Genomic DNA, 22,073 nt, shown 5'->3' with positions numbered 1-22,073 from the left:
GAGACTATCGTGGGTTCACGTGTGAAATTGTGGGTTTTAGTGGAGTCTATGCATCGTGTTCCAGGGCGAGACCGCCATCACCGTCGACGACAAGGGCCGCCTGGCCATCCCGACCGCGTATCGGGACCAGGTCGCGGGCGAGTGCGCCAATCGGCTGGTGATCACCTACAACCCCTTCGAGTCGGGCTGCCTGTGGCTGTTTCCGTACGCGGAGTGGGAGCAGGTGCGCGATCAGGTCAACGCGCTGCCCAAGGTCAAGGCGGCGCATCGCGACATGCAGATGAAGCTGGTCGGTGCAGCGACGGTAGTCGAGCCGGACGGCGCGGCGCGCATTCTGCTGCCGGCCAGCCAGCGCACCGCGGCCGGCATCGAGAAAAAAGCCGTGCTGCTGGGCATGGGCAACAAATTCGAGCTTTGGAGCGAACAGGCGCATCTCGCCAAGATTCGCCAAACCATTGGTGAGGACGACGTTACCGAACAGATGGCAGATCTGCGCCTTTGACGGGTGCAGCAACAGACGCAGGATGGGAGCGGGAGTGCACATGGCCGAGCAGCAATTGCGGCACATCCCGGTGATGCTGGATGAAGCGGTGGAGGGGCTGTCGGTGCAGTCTGGGGGACGCTATCTCGATGGTACGTTCGGACGCGGCGGTCACGCCCGCGCCGTGCTGTCGCGTCTCGATGCGCACGGCCGGCTGCTGCTGATGGATCGCGATCCGCAGGCTATCGCCGCCGCGCAGGCTGAGTTTGCCGCCGACCCGCGCGTATCGATTCGGCATGCCAATTTTTCCTCGCTGGTCGAATGGGACGAAACCATCGAAGGTCTGGACGGCGTGCTGCTCGATCTGGGCGTGTCCTCGCCGCAGCTCGACGAGGCTGCGCGCGGCTTCAGCTTCATGGCCGATGCGCCGCTGGACATGCGCATGGACACCACGCAGGGCGAAAGCGCGGCGGACTTTCTGGCCAGCGCAACCGATCGTGAAATTGCCGACGTGCTGTGGAACTTCGGCGAAGAGCGGCACAGCCGCCGCATTGCGCGAGCGATCGTCGAAGACCGTGACGCGAAGCCGTTTACCCGCACCGGTCAGCTGGCGTCATTGATTGAGCGCATCGTCGGCCGGCGCGAGCCGGGCAAGCATCCGGCGACGCGCAGCTTTCAGGCGCTGCGCATCCACGTCAACGGTGAGCTCGACTCGTTGCAGCACGGTTTGAACGCCGCGCTGGAGCGGCTGCGTCCGGGCGGTCGCTTGTCGGTGATCAGCTTTCATTCGCTGGAAGACCGCGCGGTGAAAACGTTCATCCGCGATCATTCCGGTCGCGTGCAGAACAGCCGCCGGGGTCCCCCTGTGATGGCGGTTGCCGCAAGGCTGGTGGCTGTCGGCAAGGCGCGGTTTCCATCCGATGCGGAGCTCGCCGCCAATCCACGTTCGCGTTCCGCGGTGCTGCGCGTGGCGGAAAAGCTGGCCGACCAGGTTCCGTCGGTCGAGGGCTACGCATGAAGGCTGTCGGCACATTCATCATGCTGGTCCTGCTGGCGGCCGTGCTGGGCAGCGCGCTCGGCGTGGTGTGGACGCGGCATGAGAGCCGTGTGCTGTTCGTTATTCTCACGACGCTGCAGAACCAGCGCGACGACTTGAATATTGAATACGGCAAGCTCGAACTGGAGCAGGCCACTTACGCCGAACCGCGTCGCATCGACGACGAGGCGCGGCAGAAGCTGGGCATGGTCAATCCGCGCCCGCAAGACATCCGGTTGCTGCACTGATGGCGCCGCGCAAGCAGAGCCAGCCAACTTCGCGGCAGGGTCGCCGCCATGGCAGTGGTCCGGTGGTCGGCAAGCGCATGATCGTGGTGGTCAGCCTGCTCGGGCTGGCCTCGATCGGTTTGATGGCGCGCGCGTTCGATCTGCAGGTGATTGGCAAGCAGTTCTATCAGCGCCAGGGCGATGCGCGCTTTCTGCGCGAGATGCCGATACCCGTTTCTCGCGGCACGATTTTCGATCGCAACGGCGAGCCGCTGGCGGTGTCGACGCCGGTGATGTCGATCTGGGCCAATCCGTCCGAATTACTGGACAACGAAGACCGCATTCCCCAGCTGGCGCAGGCGCTGGGCGTGGATGCCGACGACCTGAAGGGCAAGCTCGAGCAGCGCTCCGATCGCGAATTCCTGTACCTGCGTCGGCAGATGTCGCCGGAGGCGGCCCAGGCGGTGCTCGATCTGGGTATTCCGGGCGTCAACGGCCAGCGCGAATTTCGCCGCTTTTATCCATCCGGCGAAGTGACCTCGCATGTGCTCGGCTTCACCAATATCGACGATCACGGGCAGGAGGGTCTGGAGCTGGCGTACGACGACTGGCTGTCCGGCAAGCCGGGCGAGAAGCGCGTCATCCGCGATCGCATGGGCCACATCGTAGAAGACGTCGAACAGGTGCATGCACCGCAGCCTGGCCGCAACCTCACCCTGAGCATCGATCGCCGCGTGCAGTTTCTCGCCTACAGCGAGTTGAAGGCGGCGATCGAAAAATCGAACGCCGATTCCGGCTCGATGGTGATCCTCGACGTCAAAACCGGCGAAGTGTTGGCGATGGTCAACCTGCCGACCTACAACCCGAATGCGCTGACCAACACGCCGCCCGCCAATCGACGCAACCGCTCGATGACCGACGTGTTCGAGCCGGGCTCGACGATCAAGCCGTTCCTGATGGCGGCGGCACTATCAAGCGGCAAGATCACGCCGACGCGTCCGCTCATCGACACCACCGGCGGACACTGGTTTTTTCTCGGCCACGACATCCATGATACGCACAACTGGGGCGTGCTGACGCCGACCGGCATCATCACCAAGTCCAGCAACGTGGGCGCGGCACACATCGCCGCCGACCTCGACACCGGCCTGATGTACGACACCTACCGCGCGTTCGGCTTCGGTTCCAGCACCAACAGCGGCTTTCCCGGCGAAGCCTCCGGCCATCTCAAGCCCGGAAGCGCCTGGGGTCTGCGCGAAAAGGCCATTCTCGGCTACGGCTACGGTCTGAACGTGACCGTGCTGCAGCTGGCCAACGCCTACGCCACGATCGCCGACGGCGGCGTGATGCATCCGCCGACCTTCATCAAGGGCGGTGAGAACGACGCCAAAACGATCATCGAGCCGCAGATCGCCAAAGAACTCATCGACATGCTGGAAACCACCACGCAGCCGGGCGGCACCGCGGCGCCCTACGCGTGGATCGCCAACTATACGGTGGCAGGAAAGACCGGCACGGCGCACAAGGCGACCGCCGGCGGCTATTCGAAGGACAACTACGGCGCGGCCTTCGCTGGCATGGTGCCGGCAACCAATCCGCGGCTTGTAGCTGCTGTGGTGATCGACAATCCGAAGAAGGGAAGCTACTACGGCGGCCTAGTGTCCGGCCCGGTATTCGCCAAGGTGATGGATGGCGCGCTGCGCCTGCTCGATATTCCGCCGGACAATATCGGCCGGTGGTACGTCGGTGGCCCGATGCAGGAGCAGAACGGGCTGATCGGCAATAAGGCGCCGGATGCGCCGAACATCGAAGAAGCCCCGGTCGATAGCGGGGATACGCCATGAGCACCGGCCAGCTCGACCAGCTGCTGATGGGTATTGCCGATGCGCAGGTGGCGCAGGCGCGCGGCGCGGCGCGCATCGTCGTTTCCGGCCTTGCGCTGGATTCGCGGCGTGTGCGTCGAGGCGATGCCTTCTTCGCGCTGCGCGGCACGCAGGGCCACGGCATCGAATTTGCCGCCAGCGCCGTACAGCGCGGCGCGCAGGTGGTGCTGGCCGAAGCGCCAGCGGTCGACGTGGCGCCGCTGGACGTGCCGGTGCTGTGGATCGACGGTCTGCGCGATCAGGTCGGCGAAATCGCGGCGCGCTTCTACGATCGCCCCACCGAAGCGATGCGCGTGATCGGCATCACCGGCACCAACGGCAAGACTTCCTGCGTACAGCTGTTGGCGCAGGCGCTGACTTTTCTGGGCCATCGCACGGCGACCATCGGTACGTTGGGCGCAGGCATGCACGGCAAGCTGCTTGAAGGCGAGCGGACCACGCCCGATGCCATCACCGTGCAACAGCAGCTGGCCGACTTTCGGGACGCCGGCGCCAGCCATGTGGCAATGGAAGTGTCATCGCACGCGCTGGCGCAGGGCCGCGTGTCGGCTGTCGATTTCGAAGTGGCGGGGTTTACCAACCTCACCCGCGATCATCTCGACTATCACGGCAGCATGGAGGCCTACGGCGATGCTAAGGCCAAGCTGTTTTCGTGGCCGGGTCTGCAGTCGGCCGTCATCAATATTGACGATGCATTCGGTGCCAATCTGGCGGCAACCTTGCCCGTTGGCGTGCAGGCACTTCGTGTGAGCAGCGCGGACGTTAGCGATGCCGACGTGGTCGCCAGCACCGTGGTGACATCGGCCGAAGGCCTAGTATTCCAGCTGCGTACTCCGTGGGGTATTCGCACGGTAAACAGCCGTTTGCTGGGACGTTTCAATGTTGCCAATCTGTTGACCGTAGCCGCTTGCCTTGGTGCGTTGGGTGAACCGTTTGCCCGCATTGTGGCCGCGCTCGAGAGCCTCCAGCCGGTCAGCGGACGCATGAGCCGGCTCGGTGGTGTGCACGGCATGCCGCTCGTCGTGGTGGATTACGCGCACACGCCCGATGCGCTGGAGCAGGCGCTGAACGCACTGCGCGCGCATTGCGCGGGTCGGCTGATCTGCGTGTTCGGCTGCGGCGGTGAGCGCGATGCCGGCAAGCGGCCGCTGATGGGCGAGATCGCCGCGCGTCTGGCCGATGTGGCCATCGTCACCGACGACAACCCGCGCGGTGAAGACGGCGATGCCATCGTGGCGCAGATTGTTGAGGGCATGCATGCCGCTCGTTCCATGGCCATCGAGCGCGATCGCGCCAAGGCGATCGCCCAGGCGCTTCAGCTCGCGCGCGCCGGCGACGTCGTTCTCGTCGCTGGCAAGGGACACGAAACCTATCAGGAAGGCGCCGCCGGCAAGCGTCCGTTCGACGACCTGGCAAACGCCCATGCAGCGCTGGAACGGCTGACCCGGGAGGCGCGCGCATGATGCGCCTGAGCGCTATCGCCATGTGGACCCACGGCAGCCTGGTTGGCGCCGATGCCGACATCCACGGCGTGGCCATCGATACCCGCAAGATTGCACCGGGTGACCTGTTCGTTGCGATCAAGGGCGAGCACGTGGACGGCCATGACTTTCTCGCCGACGCCGCGGCGCGTGGTGCGGTTGCCGCGCTGGTGACGCGCGTGATCGACAGCCCGCTGCCGCAGGTACTGGTGAAGGATGCGACCCTGGCCCTGGGCGACCTGGCCAGCGCCGCGCGTGCGCGGCACAACGCCCGCGTGGTGGGCATTACCGGATCCAACGGCAAGACCACGGTGAAGACGCTGACGGCGTCGATTCTGTCGCGGCACGGCCGCACGCACGTGAGCTCGGGCAACTACAACAACGAGCTGGGCCTGCCGCTGACGCTGCTGTCGATGCCGCAGGACACGCAATACGCCGTGCTGGAAATGGGCGCGGGCAAGCCGGGCGATATCGATTATCTGGCGGCCATCGCACGGCCCGATGTTGGCCTGATCACGCTCATCGCGCCGGCGCATCTTGAGCGCATGGGCAGCGTGGAAGGCGTGGCGGAAACCAAGGGTGCCTTGTATCAGGCGCTGCCGGCCGACGGCGTGGCGATCATCAACGCCGACGACGCGTTTGCCAGCTTTTTCGCCGGGCTGGCCGGTTCGCGTCGGGTGCTGCGCTTCGGGCTGGATCATGCCTCGGACGTCGGCGCCGACATCATCGAGCAGGCGCTCACCGGCTCGCATTTCGTGCTCAGCACGCCGCAGGGCGATGCCGAGGTCCGGTTGCCGCTGCCCGGTCGCCACAACATCGCCAACGCGCTGGCCGCTGCATCGATTGCGCTGGCGCTGGATATTCCGCTGGACACCATCGTCGCAGGCCTCGAACAGGCCAGCGGCGTTGCGGGGCGGCTGCGGCGCATCACGACGCGCGGCGGCTGGACGCTGATCGACGACAGCTACAACGCCAACCCCAGTTCGATGGCTGCAGGCATCGATACCCTGCTGCTGGCCACCGGCGAGCGCTGGCTGGTGCTCGGCGACATGGCCGAACTCGGCGCCGACACGCGCGCGCTGCATGCGGGCATTGGCCAGCGTGCGCGCGAGCGTGGTGTCGAGCGCGTGTTCGCCGTGGGTCCGCTGAACGCCGCTACCGTCGAAGCGTTCGGGGCCGGCGCCGAACATTTTGTCGACCAGACCTCGCTGATCTCTGCATTGAAAGCCCAGTTGCACGAAGGCGTCACCTGCCTGATCAAGGGCTCGCGCTCGGCCGGTATGGAGCAGGTCGTGGCCGCCCTGGCCGACGCCGATCAGATGCCCAAGCAAGACACCGGCAAGGGGAGGGCATCCGATGTTGCTTGAACTTTCGGACTGGATGGCCCGGCATTTCACTGCCCCGCACCTTTTTCAGTACATCACCTTCCGCACGATCATGGCAGCGCTCACCGCGCTGGCCACGTCGCTGCTGTTCGGACCGGCGCTGATTCGTAAACTGAGTGCGCTGAAAGCCGGGCAGGTGGTTCGCACGGACGGTCCGCAGACCCATCTGATCAAGGCCGGTACGCCGACGATGGGCGGCGTGATGGTGCTGCTGTCCGTCGCTGTTGCCACGCTGCTGTGGGCCGACCTGCACAATCGCTATGTGTGGACGGTGCTGGCAGTGATGATCGCCTACGGCGCGATCGGCTTCTATGACGATTACCGCAAGCTGGTACTGAAGGACAGCCGTGGACTGGCCAGCCGCTGGAAGTATTTCTGGCAGTCGGTGTTCGGCGTCGGCGCAGCGCTGTTTCTCTATTACAGCGCGCCGCATGCGGTCGGCAACTTGCCCGTCGCGGAAACCGCGCTGTATGTGCCGGTGTTCAAGCACGTCGTCATTCCGATGGGTGTGTTCTTCATCGTGTTGACGTATTTCATGATCGTCGGTTTCTCCAACGCGGTGAATCTCACCGACGGGCTCGACGGTCTGGCGATCATGCCGACGGTGCTGGTCTCCGGTGCGCTGGGCGTGTTCGCGTATCTGGCCGGCAACAAGGTGTTCTCCGAATACCTCGGCATTCCATCGATACCCGGCGCGGGCGAGCTGGCGATTTTCTGTGGTGCGCTAGCGGGTGCGGGTCTGGGTTTTCTCTGGTTCAACACGTATCCGGCGCAGGTTTTCATGGGCGATGTGGGCGCGCTGGCGATGGGCGCGGCGCTCGGCTGCGTCGCGGTGATCGTGCGGCAAGAAATTGTGCTGATCATCATGGGCGGCGTGTTCGTCATGGAAACGGTGTCGGTGATGCTGCAGGTCGCCAGTTTCAAGATGACCGGCAAACGGATCTTCCGAATGGCGCCGATCCACCACCACTTCGAATTGAAGGGCTGGCCGGAGCCCCGCGTCATCGTGCGTTTCTGGATCATCAGCGTCGTGCTGGTGCTTGTCGGTCTTGCCACGTTGAAGGTGCGCTAGTGCCGGCCCTCATGACCCAAGTGCGTCGCGCCGGGAGCGTTCTGCCCGCAGGACAAGGAAGAGTGAGTGAATGTATGTCGATACATGATCGAACGATGACGCAGGCCTGCGGGCAGAACGACCCGGCCCGAAGGGTTGCTTTGCGGTGGCCGCCATGCGGCGGACTGGTCCTTGAACATGGCGCCACCATGCCCTGCGGCCCACTCCACCATCTGACGACCACCGCAAAGCAACGCGGAGTAATTGGGTCATGAGGGCCGGCACCATGTTCGACTTCGACAACACGCAAGCCAAACGCCGCGAAGGCCCACGCGGCCGCTTCGACATGCTGTTGCTGATCGGCCTGATCGGGCTGGCAAGCGTCGGTGTGGTGATGGTTACGTCGAGCTCGATCGCGGTGGCCGACAGCCAGCACCTGGGCGAGTTCTATTTCCTCAAGAAGCATCTGCTGTTTCTTGCCGTGGGCATGGTCGCCGCCGGCATGGCGATGCGCACGGAACTGAAGCTGTTCGAAAAGTACGCCTTTCCGCTGCTGGCGCTCGCTTTCATTCTGCTGCTCGCCGTATTCGTGCCGCATCTGGGCATGCGCATCAACGGCGCGCGCCGCTGGCTGAACCTGCTGGTGACCAGCTTTCAGCCGGTCGAGGCGGTGAAACTGATTCTGGTGATCTATATCGCCAGCTATCTGGTGCGCCATCGCGAGAGCGTCGAGACGCGCTTCATGGGCCTGATCAAGCCGATTGCGGTGGCCGGCATCATCGTGCTGATGCTCCTTGCGCAGCCGGACTTCGGCTCGGCCACCCTGGTGATCGCGGTTAGCATTGCGATGGTCTGGCTTGGCGGCGCGCGGCCGATCTTCCTCTTTCTGATGGGCCTGCCGCTGATGCCGCTGCTGTATATCGCGGCGACGGGCGAGAGCTACCGAATGAAGCGGCTGACCTCGTTTCTTGATCCGTGGAAGGATCCTTTCAACGACGGTTTCCAGCTGACCCAGTCGCTGATGGCGATTGGCCGCGGTGAGTGGACCGGCGTTGGCCTGGGTTCGAGCGTGCTCAAGCTGTCGTATTTGCCTGAAGCGCATACCGACTTTATCTTCGCCGTGATCGGTGAAGAGCTGGGCATGGCCGGTGTGGTGCTGGTGATGGGCCTGTTCGCGATCGTGGTGGGACGCGGTCTGTATCTGGGTCTGAAAGGCGTGGAGATCGGCCAGCGCTTTGCCGGCTACGTGGCCTTCGGCATTTCGCTGATGATTGCGATGCAGGCGATCGTATCGGTGGGCGTGAACCTCGGCGCGCTGCCGACCAAAGGCCTGACCCTGCCGCTGATCAGCTACGGCGGCTCGTCGATGGCGCTGACCTGCGCGATGGCCGGCGTGCTGCTGCGCGCGACCTTCGAAATCAACCGCGCGCTCGATGCGCGCGAAGTCCGCAACCGCATGTCGTTGGCCGTATCCGCGCCCGATGCCAATGCTGCCGTTCGACCGGCCGAGGCGTTGGCTGCATGACCGCCAACTCGCCCGTGTTGATCATGGCCGGCGGCACCGGCGGACATATTTTCCCCGGACTGGCCGTGGCCGAATGCCTGCGCGCGCAGGGCGTGCCGGTCGTCTGGCTAGGTGCCGTGGGCGGCATGGAAACCAGGGTGGTGCCGGCCAATCAGATCGAGCTGCATACCGTCGCCGTGGGCGGCCTGCGCGGCAAAGGATGGCGCACGCGGCTGCTCGCGCCGCTGATGCTGCTGCGGGCGCTTTTCGCTTCGCTGGTGACCTTGCAGAAAATCAAGCCGCGCAGCGTGCTGTCGATGGGCGGCTATGTTGCCGGCCCCGGCGGACTGGCCGCGTGGCTGCTGCGCCGGCCGCTGCTGGTGCACGAGCAGAATCGCGTGGCCGGCTTCACCAATCGTCAGCTGGCGGGTCTGGCAAAGCGCGTGTTGGCAGGCTTCGCCGACGCGCTGCCGAACGCGGAATGGGTGGGCAATCCGGTGCGCGCGGCCATTGCTTCGCTGCCCGAACCCGCGCAGCGTATCGGCACTCGCTCGGGCAAGCCACGGCTGCTGGTGCTCGGCGGCAGTTTGGGCGCGCGCGGGCTGAATCTCGCCGTGCCGCAGGCGCTGGCGCAGCTCACGCTGGCCGAGCGGCCGGAGGTGCTGCACCAGTGCGGCAGCCGCGGCCTCGACGAGGCGCGTGATGCTTATACAAAGGCTGGCGTCGATGCGCAGGTTGTTCCCTTTATCGACGACATGGCCGGCAGCTACGGCTGGGCCGATCTGGCCGTGTGTCGCGCAGGCGCGTTGACGCTGGCCGAATTGACCGCGGCCGGACTGGGCGCTTTGTTGGTGCCGTATCCGCACGCGGTGGACGACCATCAGACGCACAACGCCGAAGCGCTGGTGGCGATCGGCGCGGCGGAGCTGATTCAGGAGCGCGATCTCGACGCGCAGCAGCTCGCGCAGCGGCTTTCGACGTTGCTGCACGACCGCACTCGCCTGACGGCAATGGCGGTGGCGGCGCGCACGCTGGCCAAACCCGACGCCGCGCAGGTGATCGCGCGTGCTTGCATGGAGGTCGCCGCATGACGCTGCGTCGCCTGCATGCACACGAGGATCTGATGAGCACGTTTCGTCGCGTGCACTTCATCGGCATCGGCGGCGTCGGCATGAGCGGCATCGCCGAGGTGCTGCACAATCTCGGCTACGCGGTGTCCGGTTCCGATCGCGCCAACTCGCCGACGGCGCAGCGGCTGCAGCAGCTTGGTATCCATGTGCATGTCGGCCACGCGGCCGAACATATCGGCGACGCCGACGTGGTGGTGACGTCGAGCGCGATCGGCAAGGAAAATCCCGAGCTCGTCGCGGCTCGCGCAGTGCGTGTTCCGGTGATTCCGCGCGCGGAAATGCTGGGCGAGCTGATGCGCTTTCGGCGCGGCATCGCCATCGCGGGCACGCACGGCAAGACCACCACGACCAGTCTTACCGCCAGCGTGCTGGCCGAGGCGGGCTACGATCCGACCTTTGTGATCGGCGGACAGCTCAATGCAGCGGGCGCCAACGCGCGCCTCGGCACGGGCCAGTATCTGGTAGCCGAGGCGGACGAGTCCGACGGCTCGTTTCTGCTGCTCTCCCCGGTGATCGCGGCGGTGACTAACGTCGACGCCGACCATCTCGAAAATTACGGCGGCGATTTCGCGCAGGTGAAAAAGGCCTTCGCCGATTTTCTGCACCGGTTGCCGTTCTACGGGCTGGCCGTGTTGTGCGTGGATGACGAGGAAGTGGCCGAGCTGGCCAAAACCACCACGCGCCGCGTGATGACCTACGGCATCGATACGCCGGACGCCGACGTTCGGGCGGTCAACATCAGCCAGCACGGATTCGAGATGCATTTCGACGTCGTGCTGCCGGGGCGCGACGCCGCGGTGCCGATGAAGCTCAATCTGCCGGGCCGTCACAACGTGCTGAACGCGCTGGCCGCGGTGACCATCGGCTGGCAGCTCGGTGTCGAAGCCGACGCGATGGCGCACGCGCTCCAGCACTTTCAGGGCGTCGGTCGTCGCTTCCATCCGCGCGGCGAGATCGCGCTGGATAAGGGCAGCGTGCTGCTGGTCGACGACTACGGGCATCACCCGCGCGAGTTGGCCGCGGTGTTCGAGGCGGCTCGCGGCGGCTGGCCGAAGCGCCGGCTGGTGGTGGGTTTTCAACCGCACCGCTACAGCCGCACGCGCGATCTGCTGGACGACTTCGCCAACGTGCTGGCCGAGGCGGACGTGCTCGTGCTGACCGACGTCTACCCCGCCGGCGAAACGCCGATTGCCGGCGCCGACGGTCGCGCGCTGGCGCGCGCCGTGCGCGCACGCGGCAAGGTCGATCCGGTGCTGATCGACCATCCGCGCGAATTCAAGGACACCCTGCCCACCCTGCTGCGCGACGGCGATCTGCTGCTGCTGCTGGGCGCGGGCGATATCGGTGCCGCAGCGCTGGAGCTCTCGCAGCTCGGCGAACTGAGGACGCATAAATCATGAGTCAGCCAGCAAGCATGCCTAACAAAATCACAGATCCCGCTCAGTTCGGTCGCGTCGCCGTGGTGATGGGCGGCAGCTCGGCCGAGCGCGAGGTGTCGCTGGATTCCGGCCGCGGCGTGCTTGCTGCGCTTAAGGCACGCGGCGTGGATGCACACGCGATCGACGGCATTCCGGCGCTGCTCGACGCCGTGCGCGCAGGCCACTTTGCCCGCGTGTTCAATATTCTCCACGGCGCGGGCGGTGAGAACGGCGAGCTGCAGGGCGCGCTGCAGTCGCTCGGCGTGCCGTTCACCGGCTCGGGCGTGCTTGGTTCCGCGCTGTCGCTGGACAAGATTCGCGCCAAACAGGTGTGGCAGGCGATCGGTCTGCCCACGCCGATCTTCAAGGCGCTGCCGCGCGGCGCCGACATGCACGCCGCGGCGCGCGAAATCGGTTTTCCGCTGGTGGTGAAGCCGGCCTGGGAAGGTTCCAGCGTGGGCGTCTCTCGCGTGTTCAACGAGCAGGATCTGGATGCCGCCGTGGCGCTGGCTGCCAAATACCCGGGCGACCTGATGATGGAGACCCTGATCGAAGGCGGCGGCGAATTCACCGTCGGCATTCTCGATCGGCAGGTGCTGGCCAGCATTCGCATCGTGCCCAAGGGCGAGTACTACGACTACAACGCCAAATACATCGCCGACGACACGCAGTACATCTGCCCCGGGCTGGAAGGCGATGCCGAACAGGAGCTGCGCGCCCTCTCGCTGCGCGCCTTCGATGCGCTGGCCTGCAGCGGCTGGGGCCGCGTCGACGTGATGCGCGATGCCGCCGGCCGCAACTGGCTGCTGGAAGTGAACACCGCGCCAGGCATGACCTCGCACTCGCTGGTGCCGAAGGCCGCGGCCGAAGCCGGCATCGATTATCAGGAGCTGTGCTGGCGTGTCCTCGAGACGAGCTTCGATAAGGAGCGGGGAACGGGGACTGGGGAACCACCCGAGGTGGCCCGGCGGGGAACATCCGGTTCGCCGCAGGCCATGAATTCCGCTTCGCCCATGACGTCCATCGAGCCAAAAGCTGGCGGCTCGCATGAGCCGGCACAGTCCCCGCTCCCCGTTCCCCGTTCCCCGACCTCCACCGGAGGTCAAACATGAGGGGTACGGTCCGCCTTGTCGCCTGGTGCCTGGCTATTGGGCTGGTCGCGCTGCCGATCGTCGGCGTGCTGCGCGGGTGGTTTGCGGCCAACCGTTGGCCGGTAACCCAGCTCACCGTGCAGGCCGAGTTCAAGCACGTTACGCCCGACGAGTTGCGCGCGGTGGTGCTGCCGCGCCTGGGCAAGGGCTTTTTCGCGCTGGATCTCGATGCGGTGCAGAAGGCGGTCGCGGCGCTGCCGTGGGTGGAATCGGTACAGGCGCGCAAGCGCTGGCCGGACACGCTGCTGCTGCGCATCTACGAGCGTCAGCCGTTCGCACGCTGGAACGACAAACAGCTGATCAGCCGTCAGGGTCTGGTCTTCGATGCGCCGGACAGCGACGACACCAGCGCGCTGCCCAAACTAAGCGGCCCGGACGCGCGGCTGGCCGAGGTGGTGAGCTTCTACGCCGAAACGCACAAGGCGTTTGCCGGTACGCATCTGGATATCACCGGCGTGGCGCTGACCGAGCGCGGCAGCTGGAGCGTTACCACCGCGACCGGCGCGCAGATCGTCATCGGGGATCGCGACCAGGCCGGTCACCGGCTGCGCCGCTTCCTCGACGTCTATCCGCAGATGACGGCCGGTCATACCGACGCCTTCGCCTACGCCGACCTTCGCTACACCAATGGATTTGCCGTGCGCTGGCCGCAACCGCCGATCGCCACCCACGCTGCTGGAGGCCCGACCCGCATATGAGCATCTCCCTATGAAGCCGCGTAATGATAAACAGCTGGTCGTCGGCCTCGATATCGGCACCTCGAAAGTGGTGGCCATCGTGGGCGAGTACGAGCCCGGCGAGCCGATTACCGTCATCGGCATCGGCACCCACGTCTCGCGCGGCATGAAGCGCGGCTCGGTGGTGGACATCGAATCAACCGTGCACTCGATCCAGCGCGCGGTGGAAGAAGCCGAGCTGATGGCCGGCTGCGACATCCGCTCGGTGGTCGCCTCCATTTCCGGCAGCCATCTGGAAACCCGCAACTCGCATGGCAACGCGGCGATTCGCGACCGCGAAGTGACGGCGGGCGATCTGGAGCAGGTGCTGGAAGCGGCCAGCGCGGTGGCGATCCCCGCCGATCGCAAGGTCCTTTATAAGGAGTCGCAGGAATATCGCATCGATGGCCAGGACGGCATCCGTTCACCGGTCGGCATGAGCGGCGTGCGGCTGGAGGCCAACGTGCATCTGGTCACCGGCGCGGCTGCGGCGGTGCAGAACATCACCAAGTGCATCCAGCGCTGCGGGCTCTCGGTCGACGAGCTGGTGCCCTCGGCGCTGGCCAGCGCCAAGGCCGTGCTGACCGACGACGAGCGCGAGCTGGGCGTGTGCCTGGTCGACATTGGCGCGGGTACAACGGATATCGCGATCTACACGCAGGGTTCGATCCGCTTCACCGCCTCGCTGCCGATCGGCGGCGATCAGGTGACGAGCGATATCGCCTACGGCGTGCATACGCCGACCGCGCACGCCGAGGAGATCAAGATCAAGTACGCCTGCGCCCAAACCGGTCTGGCGCACGCGGAAGAAACCATCCAGGTGCCCAGCGTCGGCGATCGCCCGCCGCGTCGTCTGGCCCGACAGTCGCTCGCGCAGAGCGTGCAGGCGCGCTACGAGGAAATCTTCGAGATGGTGCAGGACCAGCTGCGCCGCTCGGGCTACGAAAGCCTGGTCGCAGCCGGCGTGGTGCTGACCGGCGGCGCTTCCAAGATGGAAGGCGCGCTGGAGCTGGCTGAAGAGATCTTCCACAAGATGGTACGCATCGGCGTGCCGCAGCAGATCACCGGTTTGGGCGAAGTGGTCGCCAGCCCCCTGCATTCCACCGGGGTGGGCCTGCTGCTACATGGCGCGCGCGCCGGCGGCATGCGCGTCGCCGGACCGTCTGGCGGCAGCGTCGGCGGTTTCGTCGACAAGCTGCGCGGCTGGATCACCAAGAATTTTTGAGGTTGAGAAACGCTTTACCGGGTGACGCATGGAGTTGTCACCCAGGGCAGAAGGAACCAGCCCACCACCATGGACCGACACGGAGTCGCGTTCCCTGGTTACAACGACAACAACTCTTTAGGAGGACGGGAAATGTTTGAACTCATCGATAAGCTCGCACCAAATGCAGTCATCAAAGTCATCGGCGTAGGCGGTGGCGGCGGCAATGCCGTGGCCCACATGCTCAATGCCAACATCGAAGGCGTCGAATTCATCGTCGCCAACACCGACGCGCAGGCCATGACCAGCTGCGGCTCGCGTACCCACCTGCAGCTGGGTGGCAACGTGACCAAGGGTCTCGGCGCCGGCGCCAATCCGGAAGTCGGCCGTCAGGCGGCGCTGGAAGATCGTGAACGCATCGAAGCCATGCTGGAAGGCGCCGACATGGTGTTCATCACCGCCGGCATGGGCGGCGGTACCGGCACCGGCGCGGCGCCGGTGGTGGCGCAGCTGGCCAAGGAAAAGGGCATTCTCACCGTGGCGGTGGTCACCAAGCCGTTCCCGTTCGAAGGCCGTCGGCGCATGCAGGTCGCGCTGAAGGGCATCGAGGATCTGTCCCAGCACGTGGATTCACTGATCACCGTGCCGAACGAGAAGCTGCTCAGCGTGCTGGGCCGTGACGTGACCCTGCTTAACGCGTTCAAGGCCGCCAATGACGTGCTGCAGGGCGCCGTGCAGGGCATTGCGGATCTGATCACGGCGCCAGGCCTGATCAACGTCGACTTTGCCGACGTGCGCACCGTCATGTCCGAAATGGGCCTGGCGATGATGGGCTCGGGTACCGCCCGTGGTGACGATCGTGCCCAGGCGGCCGCTGAAGCGGCGATCAAGAACCCGCTGCTGGAGGACGTCAACCTCAACGGCGCCTGCGGCATCCTGGTCAACGTGACGGCCGGCACCAACCTGACCATGCGCGAGTTCGACGAGATCGGCCGCATCATCCACGACTTCGCCAGCGAAGACGCCACCGTGGTGATCGGTACCTCGCTCGATCCGGACATGAAGGACGACGTCCGCGTCACCGTGGTCGCCACAGGCCTGAACCGCGCCGCCGCCTCGCGTCAGCCGATGCGCATGGTGGAAACCCAGCAGGTGCAGATGCGTCCGCGTCCGGTTGTGCTGCGCACAGGTACCGGCAACGAGGTGGTCGACTACGCTCAGCCGGAAACTACCGCCGTCAGCCACAACGCCCGAACCGATGCCAACAGTGCGCCAGCGAAGAGTGCTGAACCGGGTTTCGACTATCTCGATATTCCGGCATTTCTTCGTCGTCAGGCCGACTGATTGAAAAGATTCGCTAAGGAGGCGTGAAAAATTGAACAAACGTCCGTTTAGCCTGTCCATCTGAGATCGCATTCTTTGCGCGTGCCCGCACGCGCTGAGAATGGCGGCTTGGCAGCTTTTTTGTGCCAAGTATTGCTGGCCAGACGTTCGGACCTAGGGTTTGTGCGTGTGGCAGCAAGGACTATGCGTCCGGAGTGGCGCATGGCTGACAAGTCAGGCCTCGTCTGAATTGTCGGTTCAACACCCGTGCCGGATTCCCGTCCCAGGTACGGGTGTTGTGTCGAGCTGCAAGGTTATCGGGAGCAGGAGGTTGTCTGACAGCCGCCTTCAGTGATGAAGGAAGCATGAAGGCTTAATCAGACTGTACGGTATGGTTTGCTATTGCCGCAGGTTAAAACTGTGTTAGCATCCGCTCCTAATTGGCTGTGCCTACACGGGTACCAACAAAAATGATCAAGCAGCGCACGCTTAAAAACATCATCCGCGCCACGGGCGTCGGTCTGCACACAGGCGACAAGGTCTATATGACCCTGCGGCCCGCAGCACCAAATACCGGTATCGTTTTTCGCCGCACGGATCTTGAGCCGCCGGTCGACATTCGCGCCCGCCAGGACAACGTCGGCGACACAAGTTGGTCGACCACGCTGGTCAATGGCGAAGCCAAAGTGTCGACCGTCGAGCATCTTCTTTCCGCCATGGCGGGATTAGGCATCGACAATGCTTACGTGGACCTTTCAGCGCCGGAAGTTCCTATCATGGATGGCAGCGCAGGCCCCTTCGTGTTTCTGTTGCAGTCAGCTGGCATCGAAGAGCAGAACGTCGCCAAGCGCTTTATCCGCATCAAGAAGCCGGTCAAAGTGCAGGAAGGCGACAAGTGGGCCAGTATCTCGCCCTTCGAAGGTTTCAAGGTTGGTTTTTCCATCGACTTCAATCACCCCATCATCAGCAAGCGCACCTCGCGCGCCGAAATTGATTTCTCGACCACGTCCTTCGTCAAGGAGGTCAGCCGCGCCCGTACGTTTGGCTTCATGCGCGACATCGAAATGATGCGTGAGAAGAACCTCGCGCTCGGCGGCTCGATGGACAACGCGGTGGTGCTCGATGATTACCGCGTGCTCAACGAAGATGGCCTGCGTTACGAGGACGAATTCGTGAAGCACAAGATTCTCGACGCGATCGGCGACCTGTACCTGCTCGGCCACAGCCTGATCGGCGCCTACAGCGCGCACAAATCCGGTCACGAGCTCAACAACAAGCTGCTGCGCACGCTAATGGCCGATGTCACGGCATGGGAAGAAGTCAGCTACCAGGATGATCCGGCCACCTCGCCCATCTCCTACGCGCATCCCGCGCAGGCGATTTGATCCGCGGCTCAATTCCTCGCTTTTCGAACGTTTTCAAGCAAAAGGCCACGTCCCGGGACGTGGCCTTTTGCTTTTGTGACGTCCGCCCGGCATCGCCGTTTTCCTTCACCGCTTTTAGACATTTGTTGCCAAAAGGCGAGAGCCGCGTGCTATAAATCGAGACTTGGCGCGCACCGAACCCCGGCTTCCATGGATCGAGCGCGAGCCCGAGTTTCACCTGCAAAGGCGGTTCAATCCAGGTTTTTTGCTTTGGAATCAGCGGTTTCGGCGAGGGACGCCAGCCCAAGGAACAGATCCCGTAGTTCAGGGTCTGAGAGCGCGGCAGCGGTGGCCTGGAGATGGGCCGCCGCGGCGGTAGAAAGCGGTTTTGACCGATCCGGCTCGACCACGGGCGGCGGTTGGGGAACCACTTTCACGGTGACGGAACTGGCGCTCGTGCCGATGGCGTGGGCAGCGGCGAGAATCTGCGTCTGCATAAGCCGCAGGCGTGTTGCCCAAGCCGGTGAAGACGCCAGAAAGACGAGGCGGCTGTTGCGCAGGTCGGCGAAACGAACCTGCTCGCGCAACGGCGACGGCAACGTCTGACGCAGGGCGCGGTCCAGCGCTTCGAGCACGCCGGCCCTCTTGGCCAGCGTGGCGAAGGAGCCACAGTCGACGATGGACTTCGGTCCATTGCCGCTGCGGCGAGCAATAGCTGGTGAGGCGCGCTGCATGGTGCCGGCATTCGATTTTGGAAACATATGCAGATCATACTCGTCTCACGTTCGCGCAAATTGCCCAAAACCCTTGATCTGGCCGACCGGCGCTTGCGCTGGAAGCTGATTTCACTGCTGGCACTGAGCGTCGTGGGGTGCATCGGGGCGGGCATGGCGCTGGCGCTCACCGTAGCCAGTCCGCGGGATCGGGCGCTGTCGCAGATCCACGAACTGCAGCAGCAGGTGAAGCAGCAGAACGCCCAGCTCGGCGGCTTGCGCGCCGATTCCCAGCGCGATCTCGACGCACTGGCGGTCAAGCTCGGCCAGCTGCAGGCGCAGTCGACGCGGCTGAACGCGCTGGGCGAGCGTCTGACCGAGGTCGGCAAGCTTGACGCGACCGAATTCAATTTCGATCAGCCGCCGGCGGTCGGTGGCGTGGAAGACGTCAGCGGTAGCGCCTACGCGCTGCCGCAGACGCTCGACAGCAGCATCAGCCAGCTGGCCAGCCAGTTCGACACGCAGCAGGCGCAGCTGTCCGCGCTGCAAAGTCTTTTGTTGAACGCCAAAATCGAATCGAACCTAAAGCCGACCGGCATGCCCGTCGAGGGCTACATTTCTTCGTACTTCGGCGCGCGGCCTGATCCGTTCGATGGCCGCGCCGCCCGCCATACCGGCATCGATATCTCGACCCCCTACGGCACCCCGGTGCACGCCGTCGCCGAAGGCATGGTCACCTATGCCGGAGTACGCAACGGCTATGGCAACGTGATCGAGATCGACCATGGCAACGGCTATATGACCCGCTATGCGCACAACAGCGCGCTGGACGTACACGCCGGTGAGCATGTTCAGGTAGGTACCGTGATAGCGCAGGCAGGCTCTACCGGTCGGTCGACCGGCTCGCACGTGCACTTCGAGGTCTGGTACGACGGCCGCGTCGTCAATCCGCTGGCGTTTGCGCGCAACCACCGTTGAATGAAGGGCTCCAAACGCCCTTCGCGCTCTTGAATCCAGTCGACTCAGCCGCCATCCGATGCCAGTAGTAGGATGGCAGGCGATGGCTGTCTGCATCCGCTGCGCGCGCCCGCACTGTAAACCGCAGCCATCCGCTCGAAGGACAGATTGGTATCAGGTCCCAGGCAAGATGGCGTGCGGCATGTCGGACTTGGGCATGTAGTAATATGCCCGACTGGCTTGCGTCCGTTGCAGGCAACTTGTTTCCCAATCCGGAAGATCGATGTTCAACCGTGCCCTGACGAGTCTTTTCGGTAGCCGCAACGACCGCGTGCTGCGCCAGCTCTCCCGCAGCGTTTCCCGCATCAACGCGCTCGAGCCGGAGTTCGAAAAGCTCAGTGACGACGCCCTGCGTGGGAAGACCGCCGAATTCAAGCAGCGCGTGGCCGGCGGCGAGACGCTGGACAAGCTGCTGCCGGAAGCCTTTGCAGTAGTCCGCGAAGCGGCGAAGCGCACGCTCGGCATGCGCCACTATGACGTACAGATGATCGGCGGCATGGTGCTGCATTCGGGCAAGATCGCCGAAATGCGCACGGGTGAGGGCAAGACCCTGGTCGGTACGCTGCCGGTGTATCTCAATGCGCTGGCCGGCAACGGCGTGCATGTGGTCACGGTCAACGATTACCTGGCGCGCCGCGACTCCGCACAGATGGGCAAGCTGTACAACTTTCTCGGCCTCAACGTGGGCGTCGTGTATCCGGGCATGGACCACGCCGACAAGCACGCGGCGTACGCGGCCGACATCACCTACGGCACCAACAACGAATTCGGTTTCGACTACCTGCGCGACAACATGGCGCTGAGCAAGGAGCAGCGTTACCAGCGCGGCCTGCACTACGCGATCGTCGACGAGGTCGACTCCATCCTGATTGACGAAGCGCGCACGCCGCTGATCATTTCCGGCCCGGCCGAGGATTCACCGCAACTGTATCTGGCGGTGAACAAGATCGTCCCGCGGATGATCCGCCAGGCGGACGAGAACAGCCCGGGCGATTACTGGGTCGACGAGAAACAGAAGCAGGTGCACCTGTCCGAAGAGGGTATGCAGCACGCCGACGAACTGTTGCGCGAGGCCGGCGTCATCGAGCAGGACAGCGGCCTGTACGATTCGAAGAATCTGGCCGTGGTGCATCACCTCAACGCGGCGTTGCGGGCGAACGGCATTTACCAGCGCGACGTGGATTACATCGTGCGCGACGGCGAGGTCATCATCGTCGACGAATTCACCGGCCGCACCCTCGCCGGGCGCCGCTGGTCCGATGGCCTGCATCAGGCGGTCGAGGCGAAGGAAGGCGTGCCGATCCAGCGTGAAAACCAGACGCTGGCCACGGTGACGTTCCAGAACCTGTTCCGCATGTACAAAAAGCTGGCCGGCATGACCGGCACGGCGGACACCGAAGCGTTCGAGTTCCAGAGCATCTACGGCCTGGAGGTGGTGGTGATTCCGACCCACCAGCCGATGATCCGCAAGGACAACTCGGACATGATCTTCCTGTCGCAGGAGCCGAAATACCGCGCGGTGATCGAAGACATCAAGGCCTGCCACGAGCGCGGCCAGCCGGTGCTGGTGGGTACCACTTCGATCGAAGTGTCCGAGCTGCTGTCCGGCCTGCTGACCCAGGCCAAGGTCGCGCACGAGGTGCTCAACGCCAAGCAGCACGAGCGTGAGGCGCACATCGTCGCCCAGGCCGGTGCGCCGGGTCAGGTGACCATCGCCACCAACATGGCCGGCCGCGGCACCGACATCGTGCTCGGCGGCAGCCTCGAGGCGGCCATGGCCAAGCTGCCGGAAGACGCCACCCAGATCGACCGTCAGCGTGTCAAGGCCGAATGGAAAAAGCTGCACGAGCAGGTGCTGGCGGCCGGCGGCCTGCACATCATCGGTACCGAGCGTCACGAATCGCGCCGCATCGACAACCAGCTGCGCGGTCGTTCAGGCCGCCAGGGCGATCCGGGTTCGTCGCGCTTCTATCTGTCGCTGGAAGACAACCTGCTGCGCATCTTCGGCGGCGAAGGCCTGATCCGCTGGATGAAGCGCTTCGGCATGAAGGACGACGACGCGCTGGAAGATCGCATGATCAGCCGGCAGATCGAAAAGGCCCAGCGCAAGGTCGAGCAGCACAACTTCGACATCCGCAAGCACCTGCTGGAATTCGACGACGTTGCCAACGACCAGCGCAAGGTGATCTACCGCCAGCGCGACGAGCTGCTGGAAGGCGAGGACGTGTCCGCCACCGTGGCCGATATCCGCGAGGATGTCGTGCAGTCGATGGTGCGCGCGCACGCGCCTGCCGAAAGCATCGACGAGCAGTGGGACATCCCCGCGCTGGATCGCGAGCTCGAGAGCGAGTTCGGCCTGTCGCTCGAGCTGCCGAAGTGGATCGAGCAGCAGCACGAGATCGACGCCGAGATGATTCTCAACCACGTGCGCGAATCGGTGGAGCAATTCTTCCAGGCGAAGGAAGCGCAGGTCGGCGCCGAAACCATGCGCCAGCTGGAAAAGCACATCATGCTGACCGTGGTCGACAATGCCTGGAAAGATCACCTGGCCAATATGGATTACCTGCGTCAGGGCATCTACCTGGTGGGTTACGCCCAGCAGGATCCGAAGCAGGCGTTCAAGCGCGAATCCTTCAAGCTGTTTTCCGACATGCTCAACCGCATCAAGACCGAAGTGGTGCAGATGTTGGCGCGTATCCGCATTCGCAGCGAGGAAGAAGTCGCCGCGATGGAGGCCGAGCAGCAGCGCATGGCCGAACGCCTGCAGTCGCAGATGCTGGCGACCGGTGGCGGCGCGTCGGAGAGCGCTTTCGGTGCAGCATTGCCGGCAGCCGGCGGCGATGCCGGCAGCTACCAGCGCCTGCCGGAGCCGGACAGCCCGAAGGTTGGCCGCAACGATCCTTGCCCCTGCGGATCGGGCAAGAAATACAAGCACTGCCACGGTCAGCTGGCCTGATCAAGCGTCGTTCGAAGGCAAAAAACCCCGCTT

The 22,073-nt window shown here is 64.5% G+C and carries 17 protein-coding genes and 1 pseudogene; 17 read left to right on the top strand and 1 reads right to left on the bottom strand.

Annotated features, from left to right (window positions below; all coding sequences use genetic code 11):
• The first annotated feature begins 55 nt into the window (after nucleotides 1–55).
• From mraZ to lpxC, 15 genes and pseudogenes are all read left to right on the top strand, one after another.
• On the top strand, nucleotides 56–502 hold the full coding sequence (gene mraZ / locus ACDK93_RS16315) for a division/cell wall cluster transcriptional repressor MraZ (RefSeq protein ID WP_458070016.1): 447 nt from the start codon (nucleotides 56–58) through the stop codon (nucleotides 500–502).
• A 40-nt stretch (nucleotides 503–542) separates the two neighbouring features.
• A complete protein-coding gene (gene rsmH, locus ACDK93_RS16310) occupies nucleotides 543–1,499 on the top strand; it encodes a 16S rRNA (cytosine(1402)-N(4))-methyltransferase RsmH (protein WP_458070014.1) in 957 nt (318 codons plus the stop codon).
• Nucleotides 1,496–1,765 carry a cell division protein FtsL gene (gene ftsL, locus ACDK93_RS16305; RefSeq protein WP_458070012.1) on the top strand — a complete coding sequence of 90 codons (270 nt, stop codon included), beginning with the start codon at nucleotides 1,496–1,498 and terminating at the stop codon, nucleotides 1,763–1,765. Before rsmH ends, ftsL begins: the two co-directional genes overlap by 4 nt.
• The gene (locus ACDK93_RS16300) at nucleotides 1,765–3,588 is read left to right on the top strand and encodes a peptidoglycan D,D-transpeptidase FtsI family protein (RefSeq protein WP_458070011.1); all 1,824 of its coding nucleotides are present in this window, start codon (nucleotides 1,765–1,767) and stop codon (nucleotides 3,586–3,588) included. Before ftsL ends, ACDK93_RS16300 begins: the two co-directional genes overlap by 1 nt.
• Before the next feature lie 26 nt (nucleotides 3,589–3,614).
• Entirely contained in the window at nucleotides 3,615–5,090 is a 1,476-nt protein-coding gene (locus ACDK93_RS16295) for a UDP-N-acetylmuramoyl-L-alanyl-D-glutamate--2,6-diaminopimelate ligase (protein ID WP_458072504.1), read from the top strand.
• Nucleotides 5,087–6,475, top strand: coding sequence for a UDP-N-acetylmuramoyl-tripeptide--D-alanyl-D-alanine ligase (locus tag ACDK93_RS16290; RefSeq protein WP_458070009.1), 1,389 nt, complete (start codon nucleotides 5,087–5,089; stop codon nucleotides 6,473–6,475). The genes ACDK93_RS16295 and ACDK93_RS16290 overlap by 4 nt, the downstream gene beginning before the upstream one ends.
• Entirely contained in the window at nucleotides 6,465–7,565 is a 1,101-nt protein-coding gene (gene mraY, locus ACDK93_RS16285) for a phospho-N-acetylmuramoyl-pentapeptide-transferase (protein ID WP_458070008.1), read from the top strand. Before ACDK93_RS16290 ends, mraY begins: the two co-directional genes overlap by 11 nt.
• A 265-nt stretch (nucleotides 7,566–7,830) precedes the next feature.
• Complete coding sequence (gene ftsW / locus ACDK93_RS16280) at nucleotides 7,831–9,069, top strand: putative lipid II flippase FtsW (RefSeq protein ID WP_458072502.1); 1,239 nt, start codon at nucleotides 7,831–7,833, stop codon at nucleotides 9,067–9,069.
• On the top strand, nucleotides 9,066–10,139 hold the full coding sequence (gene murG / locus ACDK93_RS16275) for an undecaprenyldiphospho-muramoylpentapeptide beta-N-acetylglucosaminyltransferase (protein WP_458070007.1): 1,074 nt from the start codon (nucleotides 9,066–9,068) through the stop codon (nucleotides 10,137–10,139). The genes ftsW and murG overlap by 4 nt, the downstream gene beginning before the upstream one ends.
• Entirely contained in the window at nucleotides 10,136–11,578 is a 1,443-nt protein-coding gene (gene murC, locus ACDK93_RS16270) for a UDP-N-acetylmuramate--L-alanine ligase (protein ID WP_458070005.1), read from the top strand. Before murG ends, murC begins: the two co-directional genes overlap by 4 nt.
• A gap of 14 nt (nucleotides 11,579–11,592) precedes the next feature.
• A pseudogene (locus tag ACDK93_RS16265) lies at nucleotides 11,593–12,516 on the top strand (D-alanine--D-alanine ligase); the annotation flags it as partial.
• Between the two features lie 188 nt (nucleotides 12,517–12,704).
• Entirely contained in the window at nucleotides 12,705–13,445 is a 741-nt protein-coding gene (locus ACDK93_RS16260) for a cell division protein FtsQ/DivIB (protein WP_458070003.1), read from the top strand.
• Between the two features lie 10 nt (nucleotides 13,446–13,455).
• Nucleotides 13,456–14,688 (top strand): cell division protein FtsA, encoded by a 1,233-nt coding sequence (gene ftsA, locus ACDK93_RS16255; RefSeq protein WP_458070001.1) that lies wholly within the window; start codon nucleotides 13,456–13,458, stop codon nucleotides 14,686–14,688.
• A 132-nt stretch (nucleotides 14,689–14,820) separates the two neighbouring features.
• On the top strand, nucleotides 14,821–16,011 hold the full coding sequence (ftsZ, locus tag ACDK93_RS16250) for a cell division protein FtsZ (RefSeq protein WP_458070000.1): 1,191 nt from the start codon (nucleotides 14,821–14,823) through the stop codon (nucleotides 16,009–16,011).
• 449 nt (nucleotides 16,012–16,460) lie between these two features.
• Nucleotides 16,461–17,375 carry a UDP-3-O-acyl-N-acetylglucosamine deacetylase gene (lpxC, locus tag ACDK93_RS16245; RefSeq protein ID WP_179477805.1) on the top strand — a complete coding sequence of 305 codons (915 nt, stop codon included), beginning with the start codon at nucleotides 16,461–16,463 and terminating at the stop codon, nucleotides 17,373–17,375.
• Between the two features lie 230 nt (nucleotides 17,376–17,605).
• On the opposite strand, the gene ACDK93_RS16240 is transcribed toward lpxC, so the two are convergent.
• A complete protein-coding gene (locus ACDK93_RS16240; RefSeq protein WP_458072501.1) occupies nucleotides 17,606–18,088 on the bottom strand; it encodes a DciA family protein in 483 nt (160 codons plus the stop codon).
• Between the two features lie 27 nt (nucleotides 18,089–18,115).
• Here ACDK93_RS16240 and ACDK93_RS16235 point away from each other — a divergent pair, with 27 nt between their 5' ends.
• A complete protein-coding gene (locus ACDK93_RS16235; protein ID WP_458069999.1) occupies nucleotides 18,116–19,045 on the top strand; it encodes a M23 family metallopeptidase in 930 nt (309 codons plus the stop codon).
• 262 nt (nucleotides 19,046–19,307) lie between these two features.
• Entirely contained in the window at nucleotides 19,308–22,040 is a 2,733-nt protein-coding gene (gene secA, locus ACDK93_RS16230; RefSeq protein WP_458069997.1) for a preprotein translocase subunit SecA, read from the top strand.
• The last annotated feature ends 33 nt before the right edge of the window (nucleotides 22,041–22,073 follow it).

Source organism: Rhodanobacter sp. BL-MT-08 (assembly GCF_054161255.1).
Note: the sequence above shows the minus strand (reverse complement) of the source record. Positions and strands in the feature narration are given on the sequence as shown.

Bases quoted from the DNA above. Each gene is read 5' to 3' on its own strand.
- mraY (WP_458070008.1), top strand. From the start codon at position 6,465: ATGTTGCTTGAACTTTCGGACTGGATGGCCCGGCATTTCACTGCCCCG.
- ftsA (WP_458070001.1), top strand. From the start codon at position 13,456: ATGAAGCCGCGTAATGATAAACAGCTGGTCGTCGGCCTCGATATCGGC.
- murG (WP_458070007.1), top strand. From the start codon at position 9,066: ATGACCGCCAACTCGCCCGTGTTGATCATGGCCGGCGGCACCGGCGGA.
- ftsZ (WP_458070000.1), top strand. From the start codon at position 14,821: ATGTTTGAACTCATCGATAAGCTCGCACCAAATGCAGTCATCAAAGTC.
- ftsL (WP_458070012.1), top strand. From the start codon at position 1,496: ATGAAGGCTGTCGGCACATTCATCATGCTGGTCCTGCTGGCGGCCGTG.
- secA (WP_458069997.1), top strand. From the start codon at position 19,308: ATGTTCAACCGTGCCCTGACGAGTCTTTTCGGTAGCCGCAACGACCGC.
- ftsW (WP_458072502.1), top strand. From the start codon at position 7,831: ATGTTCGACTTCGACAACACGCAAGCCAAACGCCGCGAAGGCCCACGC.
- ACDK93_RS16295 (WP_458072504.1), top strand. From the start codon at position 3,615: ATGGGTATTGCCGATGCGCAGGTGGCGCAGGCGCGCGGCGCGGCGCGC.
- ACDK93_RS16290 (WP_458070009.1), top strand. From the start codon at position 5,087: ATGATGCGCCTGAGCGCTATCGCCATGTGGACCCACGGCAGCCTGGTT.
- ACDK93_RS16260 (WP_458070003.1), top strand. From the start codon at position 12,705: ATGAGGGGTACGGTCCGCCTTGTCGCCTGGTGCCTGGCTATTGGGCTG.
- ACDK93_RS16300 (WP_458070011.1), top strand. From the start codon at position 1,765: ATGGCGCCGCGCAAGCAGAGCCAGCCAACTTCGCGGCAGGGTCGCCGC.
- rsmH (WP_458070014.1), top strand. From the start codon at position 543: ATGGCCGAGCAGCAATTGCGGCACATCCCGGTGATGCTGGATGAAGCG.
- lpxC (WP_179477805.1), top strand. From the start codon at position 16,461: ATGATCAAGCAGCGCACGCTTAAAAACATCATCCGCGCCACGGGCGTC.
- ACDK93_RS16240 (WP_458072501.1), bottom strand. From the start codon at position 18,088: ATGCAGCGCGCCTCACCAGCTATTGCTCGCCGCAGCGGCAATGGACCG.
- ACDK93_RS16235 (WP_458069999.1), top strand. From the start codon at position 18,116: ATGCAGATCATACTCGTCTCACGTTCGCGCAAATTGCCCAAAACCCTT.
- murC (WP_458070005.1), top strand. From the start codon at position 10,136: ATGACGCTGCGTCGCCTGCATGCACACGAGGATCTGATGAGCACGTTT.